Raw genomic sequence first — 17,766 nt, forward strand, 5'->3', positions numbered from 1 at the left:
CTTCAGCGTACGCTTAGTACAGCTCTCAGCGACCTGCCTTGCCCTAAAGGCAAGCGAAACCACTTCTAGCTAGTCAGTTGCTTATTTTTCGCCACGACGACGAACGATAAGTTTGTTTGAACGAGCTTTCTTGTTGCGAGTTTTAAGGCCAAGAGCAGGTTTACCCCATGGAGTAGACGGTGCTTTACGACCAACTGGTGCTTTACCTTCACCACCACCGTGTGGGTGATCGTTAGGGTTCATTACCGAACCGCGAACAGTTGGACGGATACCCTTCCAACGGCTACGACCGGCTTTACCAACGTTAACGAGTGAGTGCTCACCGTTACCTACGGTACCAACAGTCGCACGGCAGGTTGACAAGATCATGCGAACTTCGCCTGATTGCAAGCGAACAAGCGTGTACTTACCTTCTTGACCCAGTACTTGAGCAGATGTACCAGCAGAGCGAATCAACTCACCACCACGACCTGGTTTCAACTCGATGTTGTGGATAACAGTACCGACTGGAATGTTAGCAAGTGGCAGAGCGTTACCAACTTTGATGTCGGCCTCTGGACCAGATACGATGCGTTGACCAACTTCAAGACCTTTAGGGGCGATGATGTAGGCTTTCACACCGTCAGTGTAGTGAACCAAAGCGATGTTTGCAGAACGGTTTGGATCGTACTCGATGGTTTTAACGATTGCTTCAACGTTGTCTTTGTTACGTTTGAAGTCGATCAAGCGATAGTGACGCTTGTGACCGCCACCTTGGTGACGAACAGTGATGCGACCAGCGTTGTTACGACCAGCTTTGCTCTTGAGAGAAACAAGCAAGCTCTTCTCAGGAGTGCTTGTAGTAATCTCAGCGAAATCCAAAGAAGTCATGTTACGACGGCCATTTGTCGTTGGTTTATAAACTTTAATACCCACGTTAATACCTCCTTAGATTATTCAGCATCAGCTGCGAACAACTCGATTGCTTTAGAATCAGCTGCAAGCGTGATGATTGCTTTTTTCGTTTTGCTTGTGAAACCAGTGTAACGTCCAACGCGTTTTGCTTTTGGTTTCACGTTTACTGTGTTGACACTTGCAACTTTAACACCTTCAAACGCAGCTTCAACAGCTTGTTTGATCAAGAGTTTGTGAGCACGAGTATCGACTTCAAAAGTGTACTTGCCTGCTTCAAGAGCAACCATAGACTTTTCAGTGATAACTGGCTTTTTGATGACGTCATACAAGTTCATTAGGCAAGAACCTCCTCGATAGTAGAGATTGCTTCTTTAGTAACAAGAAGTTTGTCTGCGTTAACGATGTCAAGGACGCTTGCAGTTTTCGCTGTCGCTACTTTAACACCTGGAATGTTACGAGCTGACAACTCTGCAAATTTGTTACCTTCTTCAAGGATAACAAGTACTTTTGAATCGATAGCAAGTGCAGACAGCACGTTTGCAAATTCAGCAGTTTTTGGAGCTGCAAATGAAAGAGCATCAACAGCGACAAATTTTTCTTCAGCAACTTTAGCTGAGTAAACTGATTTCAGGGCCAAGCGACGCACTTTTTGTGGCAGTTTGTAAGCATAAGAGCGTGGAGTTGGTCCGAAGACTACGCCACCGCCACGCCATTGTGGTGAGCGGATTGAACCTTGACGGGCACGACCTGTACCCTTTTGACGCCAAGGTTTGCGGCCACCACCTGATACTGCTGAACGGTTTTTAACCGCATGCGTACCTTGGCGAAGGCTAGCGCGTTGGCTGATGACAACATCAAAGACAACTGACTCGTTTGGCTCGATGCCGAAAACTGCTGGGTTAAGTTCGATTGAGCTCAACTCTTTACCAGTTTGGTCGAATAATTTTACGTTTGCCATTTTAACTGATTTCCCCTTTCTTTATTATTTAGCAGCTTTAACAGCTGACTTGACGATGATAAGAGATTTCTTAGCACCTGGAACGTTACCTTTAACCAAAAGAACGTTCTTTTCTGGAATAACTTGAACGATTTCAAGGTTTTGGATGGTTACGCGGTTGCCGCCCATGCGACCTGCAAGGTTTTTACCTTTAAACACACGGTTAGGTGCAACAGGACCCATTGAACCAGGACGACGGTGGTAACGCGAACCGTGAGCCATAGGACCACGTGATTGACCATGGCGTTTGATAACACCTTGGAAACCTTTACCTTTAGACGTACCAGTTACATCCACAACATCGCCGGCAGCGAATTGCTCAACTGTGATTTCTTGACCAACTTCCAAGCCTTCAATGTTTTTGAATTCACGAATGAAGCGCTTAGGAGTCGTGTTTGCTTTAGCAGCGTGACCTTTGGCAGGTTTGTTGCTCAAAACTTCGCGTTTGTCATCAAAACCAACTTGAACAGCTTGGTAGCCGTCAGTTTCAAGGGTTTTCACTTGAAGAACAACGTTTGGTGTTGCTTCGATGACAGTAACAGGGATAAATTCACCGTTTTCAGTGAAGATTTGAGTCATTCCCACTTTTTTCCCTAAGATTCCTTTTGTCATGAGAAAATATTTCCTTTTCAGATTTTATTAAAAAGTTTTTAATGAGCGTTTTTCATGCTCAAAAAAGTTTTTACCGAGCGTTTTTCATGCTCCTTGAAATCAAATTAGAGTTTGATTTCGACGTTTACACCACTTGGAAGATCCAATTTCATCAAAGCGTCAACTGTTTTTTGAGTTGGGTTGATGATGTCGATCAAACGTTTGTGAGTACGCATCTCGAACTGCTCACGAGAATCTTTGTACTTGTGAGTCGCACGGATGATGGTGTAAAGGCTACGCTCAGTCGGAAGTGGTACTGGACCAGCAACTGTCGCACCTGTACGGCTAGCAGTGTCAACGATTTTTTCCGCCGCTGTATCAAGTGTACGGTGCTCGTACGCTTTCAAACGGATACGGATTTTTTTGTTTGCCATCTTTTTCTCCTTTTCGGCTATGTGATATAGGACGGCTCCTCAAGAAAACCAACACGAGTTGCGTGGCAATGCAACCGAGCGTGTCGCAACCTCTTGACTCAACGCCAGCACTGTGACTTACAGCACTTTTACAATGATACCAAAGAAAAGTTGATATTGCAAGGATTTATACTCATTTTTTCAAAAAAACTTTTCACTTCATCTTTTCCCATCTAACTCATACGTTTCCTGCAAAAAATGAAAAAACCAACCGCAACAGGTTGGTTTGATAGGTTAGTCTCTGCTGACAATAACAACGTAGCGTTCTGGGTCATCTCCTTCAGAATAGCTCTCTACACCCGAAATCTTAGAAATTGTTTTGTGGATGATTTTGCGTTCGCTATTGGTCATGGGATCCAAACGATAAGGACGGCCGGTTGCCAGCACTTTTTGGGCAGCCTTGTTGGCAAAATCAATCAGGATTTCTGTGCGGTGTTCCAAATAGTCACGCACATTGAGCGAGATCGAAAAATTTCTTGAGTAGCGGTCATGCAAATAATTTTGAGCCAAAAGCTGAAGCGACTTCAAAACCTTGCCATGATAACCAATCAGACGACCAGGTTCTGAGGTTTCAATTTGCAAAACAATATGGCGACGGCTCAAATTTGGCGTGATGCTGGCCTCTAAATCCATCTCATAAATAATCTTTTCAAGATAGGCAATCACGTCAACACTGGCATCTTCCAGTTTATGGCGGCTATCCTTAAACTCCTTAGCCACAAAGGCTGCAAAATCATCTTGAGTCATGGGTTCAAGGGGAGCCACGACCTCTTCTGTGACTGGCGTGTCTGGTGCCTTCTCTTCGCGAACAGGCTCTGACGGCTCTTGCTCCACAACTTCAACGGCGACTTCTTCCACCACAAGGAGGTCTTCCACCGCTTCTTGTGGCACTTGGAGAGTCACCTCTTCGGCCAGGGGTTCCAAGTCAACCTGCGCCAGCTTTTTCCCAAAACCTAAAAAACCTTTTTTTTCCTTGGATAAGACTGTGATTTGGGCTTGGGAACGGCTGAGGCCTAGCTTGGCCAATCCAGCTTCAATTGCTTCTTCGACAGTTACACCTGTAAATAGTACCATGTTTGTCTCCTTATTTAGCTTTCATTGCTTTCTTTTTAGCACGGCGAATCTTGGCTTGACGGGCCTTTTCCGCCTGAGCGATAGCTTCACGTTCTGCAATCACCTTGAAGGGGTTATTAAATAGTAGAATCTGCACCACTTGGAAGGCATTGGACACCGTCCAATAGAGGGTGACACCGCTGGCCATCTGCACTGAGAAGAGCAAAATCATGGCCGGGGCCAGATAGGTCATAAAGGCTGTCGCTCCTGATTGCTCCCGACTGCCCTTGCTAGTCAACCAGGTCGATAGGAAGGTAAAGCCTGCTGCCAACAGGGGCAGGATAAAGTAAGGATCTGGCTTGGCGATATCAAACCATAAGAAGTGACCTGTCCGCAAAAACTCCACTCGGGTCAAGGCCTGGAAAAGGCCTAACAAAACTGGCAACTGAAGCAAGAGTGGCCAGAGACTGGCCAAAGGATTAACCCCGTGAGCCTTGTAAAGGGCCTGGGTTTCCTCGGTCAACTGAACCCGACTATCCATGTCCTTTTCAGGATATTTGGCCTGCAAGGCACGAAGTTCGGGCTGGAGGTCTTGCAACTTCTGACTAGATTTAATTTGTAGGTTGTAAAGGGGCAACAACACCAAACGCAAGACAAGGGTGAAGAGGATAATCCCCACACCAACCAAGCCACCAAAAGATAGCTTTTGAATCATCTGGGCAAAGAAATAGACAAACTGCTCCCAGAGGGTTTCGGATGAACTGGTGATGTCTGTGGTCTGACGGCTACATGCCGTCAAGACCAGGCTGGCCAAGGCCAGTAGGCTAAGTTTTTTGCGATTCACGATAATCCTCCTGATAAAGTGCGGCTAGTTTTAAAACATGGGTCAAGTTCTGCTCAATTTCCTGGTAGGTCAAAAGTTCGACACCCTTTCGAGCGATGATAACCATATCATAGGGCAAAAGCCTATCTTGCAGACCCTGGACAGCATGACGCAGACGGCGTTTAATCTGGTTTCGAACCACTGCCTTCCCTAATTTTTTACTCACTGATAAACCTAAGCGTAGGTGGCCAAGTTCCCTGTCAACACAATAAACCACGAATTTCCGATTGGCATAACTCTTGCCTCGCTTAAAAAGCACTTGGAAATCCTGGTCACGTTTGACCCGATTGCTTTTTTTCAAAACATGTTCCCCACTTCTTTCTATACTCTCTATTATATCACAAATCTAAAAAATGCAAATAGGGGGCGGTTTCATTCTCGCAGCAACCTTTCAAAAAATTTTTATTTTTTCTGATAATCGCTTGTATTTTTTAGGATAATAGATTAAACTATAATTGTAACAAATTTGTAACAATACAGAAATAAATTATTCATAAAGGAGTTTCCTATGTTCAAGTCTGCTAAATTCTTCTTAATCTTATTCAGCACCAGCCTACTTTTAGTAGGCTGTCAAAACAAGGTTGAAGAAACCTCTAAACCTGCCAGCTCGACCCCACCAAGCAGCTCAGCTATGGTTCAAAAACCACAAGCCTCAAGCACCAGTTCCACGGTCGCTGCTAATCAAGTAGAAACGACTACCAACTCAGAGCCTAGTGGAGAACTTGGCGAAGACGTTAGTGAGGATAGCAGTCAAGACCAGGCTGATGACGTCGCCACCAACCAAACGAAACCCGAAACAGGGGGCGAGCGTCCCGACCTCCCTCCTTTCCCTGACGAACTAATTGGTAGCTGGGAATTTACTCCCATTAGCGAGAACTTTAAAGTGATTTTAACATTTAACCCTGACGGTAGTGTTCTTAAAGAATTAATTGACTTTGAGAGCGGCACCAGTCATTACCGCTATTCAACCATCGAAAGCTCTGAAATGGTTGGTGAGGGGCTCTATCGTTTCGAGAATATCGGCGGCGATAACGACGTTACTGCCGGTTCTGGCCTTGGTGGTTATGGACACTTTGAAATTGGTGTTTTGATTAACGGCAACGGCACCATTACAAACCAGATTTGGCAATTTGACCCCACTCAAGACCCAACTACTTATGAATACGTCCCTAAAAACGGACCAGTATTGACCTGGGTAGAATAAAGACAGCTCCCTACCAAGAAACCTAGCACTTGAACCCCCACAATCGGCCTCTTCCACGATTTAGGCAATGGAGCGGTACGGTTTGATGATTTGGTAGGCGACTGGCATACCCTTGCTCAGACAGGCTTGGGTGGGGGCCTGGTGCTATTCATACCGATGCGGTACGCCACGAGGATTGCCGCATCTCAACCAAGGTTTGGTAATTTGGGCAACATATGGACCCTGCTGACTACACTTACCCAACCACTGGCGGTGTCCATATGACCCGAGTGGAATAAGCCTTTTCCCACCTCTTACAGGTGGGATTTTTTGCTAAACTGTGTTACAATCAAGAGAGAAAGGAGATTCCATGAAAAAACTCTTTTGGTTGGGCCTCCCCTTGGCCCTGAGCCTCTTTATCATCACTAAACTCAAAAATACTCAACCCGAGCCAAGAAACTCAAAGCTAACACTCCAAACCTTGGACACTGCACAGCTTGGAACCATTCGCCAACTGACGGTCAACGAACAAGGGCAAGTCTTTGTCATCACCGATAGTGGCCAGCTTTGGCAACTTGGTCAGCCCAAGCCCCTCCTGGACGGCCTGTCGCCTGAGGTGGCCCTGACCGCTCAGCACGGTCGAATTGCCGCTGCTGATGCCAGCGGTAACTTTCTGCTTTGGACCCCTGAACAGGTCTATCGCTCTGCCATTCCCCTCGCCAAGGAGGCTGGTATGGTGGCTCTTAGACTAGCAACCATCGCCGTCAGCCCCCAGAACGGGGATAACCGCCTTGTGCGTATCGGTTTGAAAAATGGCCGAGCAGTTATCGAAGCGACCAGCAAGGACCCTGTCCTCCCAGATAGCCACCCTTATCAGGTCAACCTGGCGGGGCAGAGCCCTTCTGATGGTCACATCGCAGTCCTGGCCAAACCCGATAGTCAGACCTACCAACATGGCGTTTTGGGCGACAGCATCGAAGCCCAAGAAATCCAGTACCTGGAACGCCATGACCTGACCCCTCTGGCTGAGCCGCTGAGCATAGCTGGCCTGGTCTTTGAGGGCAATCGCCTCACCAGCCGCAACCAAAATGGTCGAAACCATCTGGTCAGTGTCATGTCCGGTCAAGGTCAGGGCGGGCGAACCGTTCTTGTCGGCCTAAAAGACGGCAAGCTCCAACTCGAGGCTCAGAGCCAGGCACTGCCCAGCAACCGTTGGCAGTCTCCCTTTGTCTTTAACCAACAGCTTTATGCCGTCCACATGCCCCACCTGAAAATGGAGCTGGTCGCCTATGACCAGACCTATCCCCTGCTCCGTCCCAAGCATTTGGCCGACGGTATCAGCAACCATGCTATTCACAGCCGTGAAACCAACTTGGCCGTAGAGACAGAGGCCTTTGCCCTCATTCCCCAGACGGGCTATCAGAGCCTGGCTCTCCTAGACAAGGCTGGACAAGTCTCCAAGCTCCCTGACCAACTGCCCGCCCCTATCATCAAAACACTCAGCTACAAGGACAAGGCCTACCTGCTCCTAGAAAACGGCCAAATCTGGCTGGCTCAAATGCCCTAACTTGGCCAAACAGCATTTGGAAGTGGGCTCTTTGAGCTGACTAATCTCACCAGGCTTCTCAATCCTGTTCAGCTGAGGACATCAGTGAATTAAAGGAATGGGTTGCCTTGCAAGTCACGAATTCCCACCTTCAAAGCTGATCCCCCTTGAGATGCTCAACCACTACGGCACGTTTAATTAAACAACCAAAGAGGCCAGGACTAAATCCTGGCCTCGATTTTTTGGATAAAATTCTTGCTTACAGGCTGTCCAAGACTTGCTCAATGTGAGACAGGGCCTTGTCCTTACCAAGTAGGTAGATGGTATCTGGCAGTTCTGGGCCATGCATTTGACCAGAAACGGCGATACGGATTGGCATGAAGAGGTTTTTGCCTTTAACGCCAGTATCTTTTTGAACAGCCTTGACTTGAGCTGAAATGTTCTCTGGAGTGAAGTCGTCTGCTGTCAGCTCTGCCAGTTTCTCCTTGAAACTATTGAGGACAGTCGGAACGGTCTCGGCAGCCATGACCTCTTTTTCAGCTTGGCCCAGCTCTGGGAAGTCGGTAAAGAAGAGGTCAGTCAGCTCCACAATCTGATCAGCAGCGGTCAGCTGCGGCTTGTAAAGGGCCACCAATTTTTCCGCCTTATCGGTCAAGCGGCCAGCCGCTTCCAAATAAGGTTTGCAGAGGTCAAAGATGGTGGACAGGTCAGATTTTTTGATGTACTCACCGCTCATCCAGGCCAGTTTCTTCTGGTCAAAGGAGGCTGGAGACTTGCTGAGTCGGTTCTCATCAAAGAGCTTGATGATGTCCTCTTTGGAGAAGATTTCCTCCTCGCCGCCTGGGGTCCAGCCCAAGAGGGTGATGAAGTTGAAGACAGCCTCAGGCAGGTAGCCCTTCTTGCGGTAGTCCTCGATGAAGGCCAGGGTGTTAACGTCCCGTTTAGAGAGTTTTTTACCCGTTTCTGAGTTGATAATCAGGGTCATGTGGCCAAACTCAGGAGCCTCCCAACCCAGGGCCTCATAGACCATGAGCTGTTTCGGCGTGTTGGCAATGTGATCATCGCCACGGATAACGTGGGAAATGCCCATGAGGTGGTCGTCGATAACAACGGCAAAGTTGTAGGTCGGGTAGCCGTCAGCCTTCTGGATAACCCAGTCACCACCGATGTTGCCACCTTCAAAGGAAATCTCGCCCTTGACCATATCATTCCAAGCGTAGATGTTCTCTTCCTTGACGGCCAAACGAACGGTCGGCACGATGCCAGCGGCTTCACGCGCCGCAATGTAGGCGGCTTTTTGGTCCTCAGTCATGCCCAGGTACTCGTTGATGTAGCGAGGGGGCTCGCCAGCTGCCTCTTGGCGGTCCCGCTCAGCATCCAATTCCTCACGGGTTACGTAAGATTTGTAGGCCAGGCCGTTGGCAATCAGCTGGTCCACGTATTCTTGGTAAATGTCCAGGCGTTCAGACTGGCGGTACTGGTCATGGGTTTCTGGGCTTTCGTCCCAGTCGATACCCAACCAACGCAGGTTTTCCAGCTGGGACCGCTCGCCATCTTCCACATGGCGTTCCCGGTCCGTGTCCTCGATACGGATCAGGAAGGTGCCGCCGTGGTGGCGGGCATAGAGGTAGTTGAAGAGGGCGGTGCGGGCATTACCGATATGAAGCAGGCCCGTTGGGCTTGGTGCGTAACGCACACGGATAGGTTTAGACATGGTGTACTCCTAGTAGCATAGAAATTTTCAATCGTTTCTATTATAGCATAAGGAGAGGATAAAAAAAATAGCCAAGCACTAACTTGCTTGGCTGCTCTGCTATTTTTTCCGGAAATAAAAGAGGAAATAGGTGATGAGAAAAATCCCAAAGCAGAGGATAAAGCCCTGAAGAACCAGGGGAAAGAGGGTTGGCAGAAAAAAGTAGGTCACCAGGCTGGCTAGGCCCAGGGCTAGGGAGCCAAGTTTTGAGTAATGTAATAGCATGTGTCTTCCTTTATGGTGTGATGGTTCTATTGTACCACATTTTAGAGGAAATTATTAATCAGTGAGCCAACGACATCCCCTTTGGTGTTATTGGTTGGATCACCGATAAAGCCGCCTAAATGGCTGGCAAAGGTTTGAAGGTTGAGGCTCTGGATGTAGACGTCACCGGTGCCTCGGAAGGTGTTGACAATACCCTCACCTGTACCGATGGATTGGAGCCAGCCGTTTTCCATATGGATATTGTAATCCAGACTGGTGCTCCAGGCCACCACATGGGCGTTGTCAATGGTCATCTCTTGGTTTTCCAGACGGATTTTCTTGATGGAACCAAAAGCGTTGACCAGAAGCATGCCTTGGCCTTGAGTGGTCATAACAAAGAAGCCACCTTGGCCGCCAAAGAGGGCCCGACCAATACTCTGGCGTTCAAGGGTGTAGTTGGCAGACCCATCCATGGCCAGGAAGGCCCCGTCATTGAGGCGGTACTGGTTGGCTCCCAGTTCCAGGGCGATGACCTGACCTGGCATGGATGGGGCAATGGCCAGCTTACCATCATCAGCAGAGGAGACGGCTTGGGTGATGAACATGGATTCGCCAGAGGCCATGGAACGTCCGACTGCCTTGATGAGCTTGCCCAGGCCAGAGCCTTGGGCATTGAGCTTGGTGTTAAGACTGACGCTTGGGGTGTGGTAAACCATGCTGCCCCGTTGGATATAGGCTGATTCACCTCGCTCCAAGGCGATTTCAACCAGAGGGAAGTTTTCATTGCTGGAAATGGTGTAGTTCATGCGGTTGTCAGACATAGCAGAGCTCCTTTTGTTTTATTTTATTGATACAAAGATTTTATCGCAATCTGATTGGCTTGTCAAGTAAAAACTGGAAAGGGGACAGAAGGTGTTTTAATCTTTCTCCTATCCCTGATATAGGCTACTCACATTGTAGCGATTAAACTTATGCTCATCACTTTATTCCATCAGAAAAGCACCCCTATCGTTAGGCTACTTATCTAACTTTTGAGGTGCGATTCAAAGAACAGAAGTTTTGGTACCTATTCAACTTATAACTATTTTACAGCAAACCAGCCAATCCCTTCATAGTTCCAGCCAATATCATCAAGATTGTCACTTTCTTCTTTGGATAAGGTGAAGTGATGACTACCTATTTTGGCGTTAGGATTATACAAGCGGTGAATCGGAGCAGAGCCACCTGAGTACCAGCCGATGCCCTCATAGTTCCAACCAACACTGTCCAGGTAGGAACTTTCTCCCTTAGAAGTTGTATAATGGTGGTCTCCTGTATTTGGATTGTATAAACGATAGACTGGTACTCCAGAAATCGGAGCATACCAACCAATGCCCTCATAAATCCAGCCCAGATGGCTCAAGTGGTCTCTCTCAGTCCCATTAGCAGTATAAAAGTGTTCTCCTGAATTTGGATTGTAAAGTCGGTACATAGGATAAGCGTCTGCTGAAATCATGATATCATGACTAACATGAACTTCTTTTTCAATAATCTTAAGATTGCCCAGCCCTAGATTTTGTAGCTCATTATAGAAATGGTCACTCTGACTAATTGAAAAACTAACTTGGGTTTTGCCCGCTTTGAGGGCCATCCAGTTTCCTTGCTCATCAAAACTGATCATTGAGGGATCATAGTCATAAAAATGAAATGAATAAGTTGTATTTCTTAGAGGAGAGTCCTGAGGTCGACGAATTTGTCCAGTTTGACCAACAACTAATTGCTTAGGTAAGGTATCAGGGTCGTATTCTGAACCACCAACTGACACATAGTCATTGGCAACAACTCTCCAAGGAAGAGAAAACATAAAGACAGCTAAAAAAGTTAGTATTTTTTTTATAAATTTTAACATAATCTTCCCTTTCTCTGATTAATTTGTCAAAAATGCAACCCCTTCATCTCTCCACCCAAGAATGATGAGGTGTTTTCTTTCAATGTGATTAGTGGTATAAAAATGCTCCCCTGAATTAGGGTTATACAATCGGTAAACATTTAGATTGTCTCCGCTATAAAACGCGATGCCTTCACTTTTCCACCCCTGTTGAACCAAGTAATTGTGCTCAGCGGTATTCGTCGTATAGAAGTGATGGCCACTATTAGGGTTGTAAAGACGATAGACAGGCTCATTATTCCCAGACTCCCAAGCAATGCCTTCATCTTTCCAGCCCAAACTTACAAGGTGGTTCTTCTCACCTAGACTACTAGTGTCATGATGCCAGCCAGAATTAGGATTAAACACCCTATAAACAGCTCCTTGTGTCAAATTGGTTCTGGAAATTAACGCCGTAACCTCGGAATCAATAGATCGCCCATGGTTACTAGTCGCGTCTCCACCAGCATAATGTATAGCTACAATTTGATTGTACTCATTTAGAATGGGGCTGCCACTTTGTCCTCCAAAGGTATCTAAATCATACCTCGCTTGTTGCGAACCTACCATAGAGAGCACCGTTCCCTCAGAAAAATACATTCCTTTTTTATCACTAGGATACCCAATTGTCTTTACCTGTTGACCAATGGATAAGCTGTTAGGTGCTAAAGTGAGGTAGCCTGTCTCTTGACCAATCGGACGATGAAGTTTAATAACCCCAATATCTTGAGATTTATCTCCTAATTTGTAAGCCTCTAATACCTCCGTTTCTTTAGCGACAGCGTAACCATAAGGTTCAAGAAACCTTTCTCCATTCCAAGTTGCAGCAGGGACTACTTTTATATTTTGGTAGTACTCACCCGCTTCAAGATTATAGACAACATGCCCAGCAGTTAGTACCGTATCTGGACCAATCATTACCCCTGAACCCAGATACTGAATCTGATGCCCTTGTTTATCTACCCCTTCAACATTAATTCTAACAATCGTGCGATTTATGGTAGAGGTGGTATCCAAAACCAGTTGCCGATCATCGCCTCCTATAATTCGTTCAGGAGTAGATTGATTTGGAAAACTATCTTCCGCTCGAACACTTAGAGGAACCTAGGTAGCAAGTGCAACAAGAGATAGAGCAAGAAGAATGCTTTTCTTTTTCATATAAACTACCTTCTTTCTATATTTACATTTTAACATATTATAAGCCGAAAAACAACTCTTTTCTGTTATTATGTGATTTTTTTAGCTAGTCTAATTGCCAAGTCGAGTGCAACACCTTCCGTTGGGCTGTTTAGTAGTTATCTAACTTTCTAGCTACAAATTGGCAACCTAGAAGCCTCTTATCGCTCATCGTGAATAACTTGGTTGAGCGACTGCCCTTTTGCCTCAGACAACCGTTGAAATGCTCGTTAGTTCCTCTTTGAGCGGAAGTATAAGGACGGTCATCGTAAATCTCAACCCCTTCTAACTGGCTTAATGAGGCAAAGTCTAAACCATGATTATCACTATAGGCCGTCTTGATGAGCCATTGCCCCAAAGAAGGCCAGATGAGCGATGACACCCCACTTTCCATTCTGGACAATCGCCCCCTGTTCAAACCCCTTCCAGTTCTCTACGACCTGGGCTTTGCCTATACCCGATTCCTCTTCAATCCACAGATTGATGGCAAAATGCCTGTGGATTTGGATTTGATGAAATCAAAAGGGAACAGGGTTACGTTCTCTAATTATCTAAATGAATGATTGTATCATTTAAGTTTTCTTTAGCCTTTCTTTAAGGCTTCTTTGACTTTTGCTGGGTAAACTAGGCTCCATCATAACTAACGAGGTCATCTGATGAAAAACTTCAAAAAACACGCCTATACGATTTTGTTTTCCAGTCTGTTGCTGTCAGCCAATGTTTATAGCCTGGCCAAAACCTTTGTCCTACCAACGGCTGTTACCACGGTCGCTGCTACCAGTCAGGTCACGAAAGAGCAAACGAGCTCCTCAGCTGAAGCCAAGTCCAGCAGCTCTGCCATTGCCGCAGGCCAAGCAACCGTGACCGATACCAGCTACCAAGATGATAACATCACCATCACTATCGACACCATCCGCCAACATGACACCACCATCTATGTGGCTGATGTGAAAATCAGCGACCCCAGCCTGCTCAAGACCGCTCTGGCTCAGGAGACCTATGGGACCAACATCACCGAGACCACGTCTAGCATGGCGGCAGCCAAGGGGGCGATCCTGGCCATCAACGGAGACTATTACGGGGCCAATCAGACAGGCTATGTCATCAAGAATGGGGTGCTCTACCGAGATCAGGCCCGTTCCAGCGACTATGAGGACCTGGTCCATTATGCTGACGGCAACCTTGGAGTGATTTCCGAGAGTGAGACGTCCGCCCAAGCCCTGCTGGATAGTGGGGTAGTCAACACCTTCACCTTTGGCCCAACCCTGGTCAAGGACGGTCATGTGGTGGTATCAACTTCAGATGAGGTCGGACGGGCCATGGCTGATAACCCTCGGACAGCCATCGGTATCATTGAGGAAACAGACGGCTCCCTCCACTACCTCATGGTAGTGTCCGATGGGCGAAGCGAGGAGAGTTCTGGCCTAACCCTCTACGAACTGGCCCAAATCATGCAATCCTACGGGGCAGATTTGGCCTACAACCTAGACGGGGGTGGTTCGTCCACCATGGTCTTCAATGGCCAGGTCGTCAACAAACCAACCACCAACGGCAACACCATTAAAGAAAGGGCGGTGAGCGACAGTGTCTACATCGGCTACTAGAAAACAATACCAAAAAACCATCATTAACCTTGGCCTAATCAGCCTCTTCCTCCTAACCTTCAACCAGGTTTACGTTAGCTTTAGCTACGGGGAAAGCTCCATCCACATGCGATGGATGTTCCTGATTCCCTTGATTGGATCTGTGGCCTATCTGCTGACCCTCTTTGATAAGGGTTGGCTGACCAATCGGGCTGCGGGGCTCCTCTGGAACTCCAGCCTGGCCATTTTTGTCAGCGGCTGTCTGGTCAAGGGCATCATCGAGATTTCTGGCCGCAGCACCAGCCTGGACATCCCCTACTGGTGGGCTGGTCTTGGTTTTGCAACCCTCAGCCTGGTGGCTGGGCACCTATTTCCCAAAAACTAAGGAGGAACCCCATGTTTATCTTAATTCCCGCCTACGAACCCGACAAGAAGCTGGTGGCCCTGGTCCAGGACATCAAGGCCCAAGTGGACGCCCAAATCCTGGTGGTCGACGACGGTAGCGGCCCTCGCTACGGCAACTGCTTTGCGACTGTCGCTGAGCTGGGGGCGACCGTCCTGACCCACCCCACGAACCAGGGTAAGGGGGCAGCCCTCAAGACGGGCTTTGCCTTTATTAGGGACATGGCAGAGCAGGACACGGTTGTCGTCACTGCAGACAGCGATGGTCAACACCTAGTGGCCGATATGGTCAAAGTGGCACGACGGGTTCAGGACCAACCTAGTCAACTGGTCTTGGGAGCCAGAGCCTTTGTGGGCAAGGTGCCCTTCCGCAGCCGTTTTGGCAACAGGGTTACTGCAGGCCTCTTCCGTTTGGTGACTGGGCTGGCAGTGACCGACACCCAGACAGGCCTGCGGGGCTTTTCTGGCCAGCACTTGGATTGGTTACTGAGCCTGCCTGGCGATCGCTTTGAGTACGAGTTCAACATGCTTTTGGAGAGCAAGCGGGCTGGCATTACCCTGGTGGAAGAACCCATCGAAACCATTTACCTGAACGGCAACAAATCCTCCCATTTCCGACCAATTCAAGATTCCCTGCGGATTTACGCCCCCTTTGTCAGCTTTATGGCCGGAAGCGGAGCCTCAGCCCTCCTTGAACTAGGCCTCCTCCTGGTCTTGAACAAGCTCACCCAGAACCTGCTCCTATCTGTCATCCTAGCCCGCCTAGTGAGTGCCAGTTTCCAATACACCATCAATGCCAAGCTAGTTTTCAGGCAAGGGAAAACTGGACTGAGTTCCCTGAGCCGTTACGGCCTCGTGGCCCTGGTCATCCTGGCCTGCAATGCCCTACTCCTCCAAAGTCTGGTCAATTTAGGCATCGGGTTACTCCTGGCAAAACTCTGCACCGAGGTCCTTCTCTTCCTCGTCAGCTACCGCCTCCAGCAGGATCTGGTTTTTGGGTGAGAATAGCAGAAAACATCCGCCCAAAAGCGGATGTTTATGTTTAGTCAGGTTGCTGACCATCGTGGGCCTGCCAGAGGCAGTCGGTCAGCTGGAAATTGCTGAAACGGGCGGTGAAGCTAGAATCTTCTGGACTGCAAGCATAAACTCCAAAGGAAACTCCCTTGCTGGCAGCCTCCAGGTGGCAGATGCGCATCTGGTGGAAAATTTTACCATCCAGCGAATACTCAATCTTGAAGTCGTCCTGCCGGCGGCTGAGGCGGTAGAAAACTTCTTTTGTATCTGTTGGAAATTCCGACGTCGCCCAGTCCGAATAGCCTTGGTTAGTCACGACGCTGCCCAGGTGCTGGAAGTCCTCGTTTTCATACTCGACAGAGGCCTTGAGCCAGTTGTCGCTGTCTTGGTAGAGCACGATACCCGCCTGGTCAAAACGGTGGTGACTGTCAGCGAAGTTGACCTTGACCGTAAAGGAGAAAAAGGCTTCCTCTGTCGTCAGCTGGAAAAGCGGGGCATTGTCATTTTGGAAGTGATAATAAGTCCGCTGCCAAAGGTCGGTGTGGGGCTCAGTAACCAAGGTCAGGCTGTCATCGGTGACCGTCCAGTCTTTAGGCTCCCGTGTCCAGGAAAAAGTTGTCAAATCCATGGCCAATCTCCTTGTCTAGCTTACTTGAAATAGGTAGTCGCCCCTGCCTTGTCTTCCCGCTTAAAGGCGATGATAGATTCCAAGAGGTCCAAAGGCAGGTCCTGGTCTTCAGCAATTTTGAAGAGGTTGCTAGTGCTGGCATAGCCAGCCGCCTTAATCTGGTCGGCAAAAATAGCCATGGCATAGGGTTCAGGAATGACAGACAGGTGCTTTTTCGCGGCATCAAAACCGATGATAAAGGCACCGTCCTTGCTAAACATGGGCTTCTTCCACTTGAGCTCGCCCTGCAAATCAGGGTGCTGGCTAGCCAGGTGGTTAAGGATAGTGGTCAGCTTATCCTTGATGGCTGGGTTGCTGACCTGGTCAATATAGGGTTGAAGGGGCATAATAAGACTCTTTCTCTTGTCAAAAGACGACCAGCCACGAGCTGATCGTTAGCATTAATCTGTAAAAACTTATTGTAAAAAATCTCGGCCTACTTGTCAACCAAGATGGCTAAGGTTTGGTAAGGTTGTAAGATAACTTGGTCACCCAGTTCAACACCCTCGTAGTTGCTGATGAGGACTTGACCTGCTTGGTAATGGCTTGGCAAGTCCAGGGTCACGTTTTCGGCAAAGAAGTTGTTAAGCACCAAGAGGCGTTCCTCGCCCAGCTGGCGTTCAAAGGCATAAACCTTGTCGCTGTCTACATAAGCTGCGGTGTAGTCGTCTTCGGCGATGATGGGCAATGCCTTGCGGAGTTTAATCAACTCTTGGTAGAATGGGAAAATCTTACCTGTTTTCTCAGTTGCTACATTGATGGTTTCATAGGATTTCCCAACCTTCAACCAAGGAGTACCTGTTGAGAATCCAGCATTGGCTGAACTGTCCCACTGCATAGGTGTCCGAGAGTTGTCGCGGGACTTGGCCTGGATAATCTGGAAGGCTTCCTGCGGTGCTTTGCCATTTTCCAACAGCATGGCGTAAGCGTTGAGGCTCTCCACATCCACGTAGTCAGGGTCTAGCATGCCAATCTCCTCGCCCATGTAGATGTAAGGCGTGCCGCGAGACAGATGGATGGAGGCTCCCAGCATGGTCGCCCCTTCGTTACGGAAGTTGTCCACATCCACAAAGCGGTTGAGGGCCCGGGGCTGGTCGTGGTTGTTGTAGAAGAGGGCGTTCCAGCCATTGCCAGCACTCATGCCCTCGCCCCAGCTGTGGAAAAGGGTCTTGAGTTCTTCAAAATCAAAGGCTTTAATGGTCCACTTCTGGCCGTCCTGGTAGTCCACCTTGAGGTGGTGGAAGTTGAAGGCCATGGACAGCTCTTCCCGCTCAGGTGCCGTGTAGAGAATACAGTTTTCAACCGTGGTCGCTGACATCTCGCCCACGGTCATGAAGCTTGGGTCGCTACCAAAACTGGCCTGATTGAGGTCAGCCTGGGTCACGTCAAAGAGGGGGAGGTAGTATTTTCCTGTGTCGCCAAAAGGTGCCCAGGCATTGCC

21 protein-coding genes and 1 pseudogene are annotated in these 17,766 nt (G+C 48.2%); 6 read left to right on the top strand and 16 right to left on the bottom strand.

Annotation, left to right across the window (positions count from 1 at the left end; genetic code table 11):
- Positions 1–81: 81 nt before the first annotated feature.
- From rplB to rnpA, 8 genes are all read right to left on the bottom strand, one after another.
- A complete protein-coding gene (rplB, locus tag AC3ARB_RS10270; RefSeq protein ID WP_488320444.1) occupies positions 82–915 on the bottom strand; it encodes a 50S ribosomal protein L2 in 834 nt (277 codons plus the stop codon).
- Positions 916–932: 17 nt separating this feature from the next.
- Positions 933–1,229 (bottom strand): 50S ribosomal protein L23, encoded by a 297-nt coding sequence (locus AC3ARB_RS10275; protein WP_488320445.1) that lies wholly within the window; start codon positions 1,227–1,229, stop codon positions 933–935.
- Entirely contained in the window at positions 1,229–1,852 is a 624-nt protein-coding gene (gene rplD, locus AC3ARB_RS10280) for a 50S ribosomal protein L4 (RefSeq protein WP_488320446.1), read from the bottom strand. The genes AC3ARB_RS10275 and rplD overlap by 1 nt, the downstream gene beginning before the upstream one ends.
- Before the next feature lie 24 nt (positions 1,853–1,876).
- Positions 1,877–2,503 (bottom strand): 50S ribosomal protein L3, encoded by a 627-nt coding sequence (gene rplC / locus AC3ARB_RS10285; RefSeq protein WP_488320447.1) that lies wholly within the window; start codon positions 2,501–2,503, stop codon positions 1,877–1,879.
- A 104-nt stretch (positions 2,504–2,607) separates the two neighbouring features.
- On the bottom strand, positions 2,608–2,916 hold the full coding sequence (gene rpsJ, locus AC3ARB_RS10290; protein ID WP_488320448.1) for a 30S ribosomal protein S10: 309 nt from the start codon (positions 2,914–2,916) through the stop codon (positions 2,608–2,610).
- 273 nt (positions 2,917–3,189) lie between these two features.
- The gene (jag, locus tag AC3ARB_RS10295; protein WP_488320449.1) at positions 3,190–4,029 is read right to left on the bottom strand and encodes an RNA-binding cell elongation regulator Jag/EloR; all 840 of its coding nucleotides are present in this window, start codon (positions 4,027–4,029) and stop codon (positions 3,190–3,192) included.
- A 10-nt stretch (positions 4,030–4,039) separates the two neighbouring features.
- A complete protein-coding gene (locus AC3ARB_RS10300; protein ID WP_488320450.1) occupies positions 4,040–4,852 on the bottom strand; it encodes a YidC/Oxa1 family membrane protein insertase in 813 nt (270 codons plus the stop codon).
- Entirely contained in the window at positions 4,833–5,192 is a 360-nt protein-coding gene (rnpA, locus tag AC3ARB_RS10305; RefSeq protein ID WP_488320451.1) for a ribonuclease P protein component, read from the bottom strand. The genes AC3ARB_RS10300 and rnpA overlap by 20 nt, the downstream gene beginning before the upstream one ends.
- A 207-nt stretch (positions 5,193–5,399) precedes the next feature.
- On the opposite strand from rnpA, the gene AC3ARB_RS10310 reads away from it, so the two are divergent.
- Together AC3ARB_RS10310 and AC3ARB_RS10315 are read left to right on the top strand one after the other, a co-directional pair.
- Positions 5,400–6,095, top strand: coding sequence for a hypothetical protein (locus AC3ARB_RS10310; protein ID WP_488320452.1), 696 nt, complete (start codon positions 5,400–5,402; stop codon positions 6,093–6,095).
- 349 nt (positions 6,096–6,444) lie between these two features.
- Complete coding sequence (locus tag AC3ARB_RS10315) at positions 6,445–7,641, top strand: hypothetical protein (RefSeq protein WP_488320453.1); 1,197 nt, start codon at positions 6,445–6,447, stop codon at positions 7,639–7,641.
- A gap of 238 nt (positions 7,642–7,879) precedes the next feature.
- On the opposite strand, the gene gltX is transcribed toward AC3ARB_RS10315, so the two are convergent.
- The 5 genes from gltX to AC3ARB_RS10340 all read right to left on the bottom strand — a co-directional run bounded on the left by gltX (position 7,880) and on the right by AC3ARB_RS10340 (position 12,500).
- A complete protein-coding gene (gene gltX, locus AC3ARB_RS10320; protein WP_488320454.1) occupies positions 7,880–9,334 on the bottom strand; it encodes a glutamate--tRNA ligase in 1,455 nt (484 codons plus the stop codon).
- Positions 9,335–9,433: 99 nt separating this feature from the next.
- Positions 9,434–9,598 (bottom strand): hypothetical protein, encoded by a 165-nt coding sequence (locus AC3ARB_RS10325; protein WP_488320455.1) that lies wholly within the window; start codon positions 9,596–9,598, stop codon positions 9,434–9,436.
- A 41-nt stretch (positions 9,599–9,639) separates the two neighbouring features.
- A complete protein-coding gene (locus AC3ARB_RS10330) occupies positions 9,640–10,398 on the bottom strand; it encodes a TIGR00266 family protein (protein ID WP_488320456.1) in 759 nt (252 codons plus the stop codon).
- A 260-nt stretch (positions 10,399–10,658) separates the two neighbouring features.
- Positions 10,659–11,465, bottom strand: coding sequence for a hypothetical protein (locus AC3ARB_RS10335; RefSeq protein ID WP_488320457.1), 807 nt, complete (start codon positions 11,463–11,465; stop codon positions 10,659–10,661).
- An 18-nt stretch (positions 11,466–11,483) separates the two neighbouring features.
- Positions 11,484–12,500, bottom strand: a complete 1,017-nt coding sequence (locus tag AC3ARB_RS10340; protein ID WP_488320458.1) for a trypsin-like peptidase domain-containing protein — start codon at positions 12,498–12,500, stop codon at positions 11,484–11,486.
- A gap of 527 nt (positions 12,501–13,027) precedes the next feature.
- Between AC3ARB_RS10340 and AC3ARB_RS10345 the strand changes: the two genes are divergently transcribed.
- The 4 genes from AC3ARB_RS10345 to AC3ARB_RS10360 all read left to right on the top strand — a co-directional run bounded on the left by AC3ARB_RS10345 (position 13,028) and on the right by AC3ARB_RS10360 (position 15,646).
- Positions 13,028–13,222 (top strand): hypothetical protein, encoded by a 195-nt coding sequence (locus AC3ARB_RS10345; RefSeq protein WP_488320459.1) that lies wholly within the window; start codon positions 13,028–13,030, stop codon positions 13,220–13,222.
- 93 nt (positions 13,223–13,315) lie between these two features.
- Complete coding sequence (locus tag AC3ARB_RS10350) at positions 13,316–14,263, top strand: phosphodiester glycosidase family protein (protein ID WP_488320460.1); 948 nt, start codon at positions 13,316–13,318, stop codon at positions 14,261–14,263.
- Positions 14,244–14,627: a hypothetical protein gene (locus AC3ARB_RS10355; RefSeq protein ID WP_488320461.1), complete on the top strand. Its 384-nt coding sequence runs from the start codon at positions 14,244–14,246 to the stop codon at positions 14,625–14,627. Before AC3ARB_RS10350 ends, AC3ARB_RS10355 begins: the two co-directional genes overlap by 20 nt.
- 11 nt (positions 14,628–14,638) lie before the next feature.
- Positions 14,639–15,646: a glycosyltransferase gene (locus tag AC3ARB_RS10360; protein ID WP_488320462.1), complete on the top strand. Its 1,008-nt coding sequence runs from the start codon at positions 14,639–14,641 to the stop codon at positions 15,644–15,646.
- Positions 15,647–15,686: 40 nt separating this feature from the next.
- Here the strand turns inward: AC3ARB_RS10360 and AC3ARB_RS10365 are convergent, their stop codons facing one another.
- From AC3ARB_RS10365 to AC3ARB_RS10375, 3 genes and pseudogenes are all read right to left on the bottom strand, one after another.
- On the bottom strand, positions 15,687–16,286 hold the full coding sequence (locus tag AC3ARB_RS10365; RefSeq protein ID WP_488320463.1) for a DUF1349 domain-containing protein: 600 nt from the start codon (positions 16,284–16,286) through the stop codon (positions 15,687–15,689).
- Positions 16,287–16,306: 20 nt separating this feature from the next.
- A complete protein-coding gene (locus tag AC3ARB_RS10370; protein ID WP_488320464.1) occupies positions 16,307–16,672 on the bottom strand; it encodes an iron chaperone in 366 nt (121 codons plus the stop codon).
- Between the two features lie 89 nt (positions 16,673–16,761).
- Positions 16,762–17,766, bottom strand: a pseudogene (locus tag AC3ARB_RS10375) (alpha-amylase family glycosyl hydrolase); the annotation flags it as partial.

The sequence above is a fragment of the Streptococcus sp. ZY171113 genome (genome assembly GCF_057748235.1).

Bases quoted from the DNA above. Each gene is read 5' to 3' on its own strand.
- AC3ARB_RS10275 (WP_488320445.1), bottom strand. From the start codon at position 1,229: ATGAACTTGTATGACGTCATCAAAAAGCCAGTTATCACTGAAAAGTCT.
- rplD (WP_488320446.1), bottom strand. From the start codon at position 1,852: ATGGCAAACGTAAAATTATTCGACCAAACTGGTAAAGAGTTGAGCTCA.
- rplC (WP_488320447.1), bottom strand. From the start codon at position 2,503: ATGACAAAAGGAATCTTAGGGAAAAAAGTGGGAATGACTCAAATCTTC.
- rpsJ (WP_488320448.1), bottom strand. From the start codon at position 2,916: ATGGCAAACAAAAAAATCCGTATCCGTTTGAAAGCGTACGAGCACCGT.
- jag (WP_488320449.1), bottom strand. From the start codon at position 4,029: ATGGTACTATTTACAGGTGTAACTGTCGAAGAAGCAATTGAAGCTGGA.
- AC3ARB_RS10310 (WP_488320452.1), top strand. From the start codon at position 5,400: ATGTTCAAGTCTGCTAAATTCTTCTTAATCTTATTCAGCACCAGCCTA.
- AC3ARB_RS10315 (WP_488320453.1), top strand. From the start codon at position 6,445: ATGAAAAAACTCTTTTGGTTGGGCCTCCCCTTGGCCCTGAGCCTCTTT.
- gltX (WP_488320454.1), bottom strand. From the start codon at position 9,334: ATGTCTAAACCTATCCGTGTGCGTTACGCACCAAGCCCAACGGGCCTG.
- AC3ARB_RS10325 (WP_488320455.1), bottom strand. From the start codon at position 9,598: ATGCTATTACATTACTCAAAACTTGGCTCCCTAGCCCTGGGCCTAGCC.
- AC3ARB_RS10330 (WP_488320456.1), bottom strand. From the start codon at position 10,398: ATGTCTGACAACCGCATGAACTACACCATTTCCAGCAATGAAAACTTC.
- AC3ARB_RS10335 (WP_488320457.1), bottom strand. From the start codon at position 11,465: ATGTTAAAATTTATAAAAAAAATACTAACTTTTTTAGCTGTCTTTATG.
- AC3ARB_RS10345 (WP_488320459.1), top strand. From the start codon at position 13,028: ATGAGCGATGACACCCCACTTTCCATTCTGGACAATCGCCCCCTGTTC.
- AC3ARB_RS10350 (WP_488320460.1), top strand. From the start codon at position 13,316: ATGAAAAACTTCAAAAAACACGCCTATACGATTTTGTTTTCCAGTCTG.
- AC3ARB_RS10360 (WP_488320462.1), top strand. From the start codon at position 14,639: ATGTTTATCTTAATTCCCGCCTACGAACCCGACAAGAAGCTGGTGGCC.
- AC3ARB_RS10365 (WP_488320463.1), bottom strand. From the start codon at position 16,286: ATGGATTTGACAACTTTTTCCTGGACACGGGAGCCTAAAGACTGGACG.
- AC3ARB_RS10370 (WP_488320464.1), bottom strand. From the start codon at position 16,672: ATGCCCCTTCAACCCTATATTGACCAGGTCAGCAACCCAGCCATCAAG.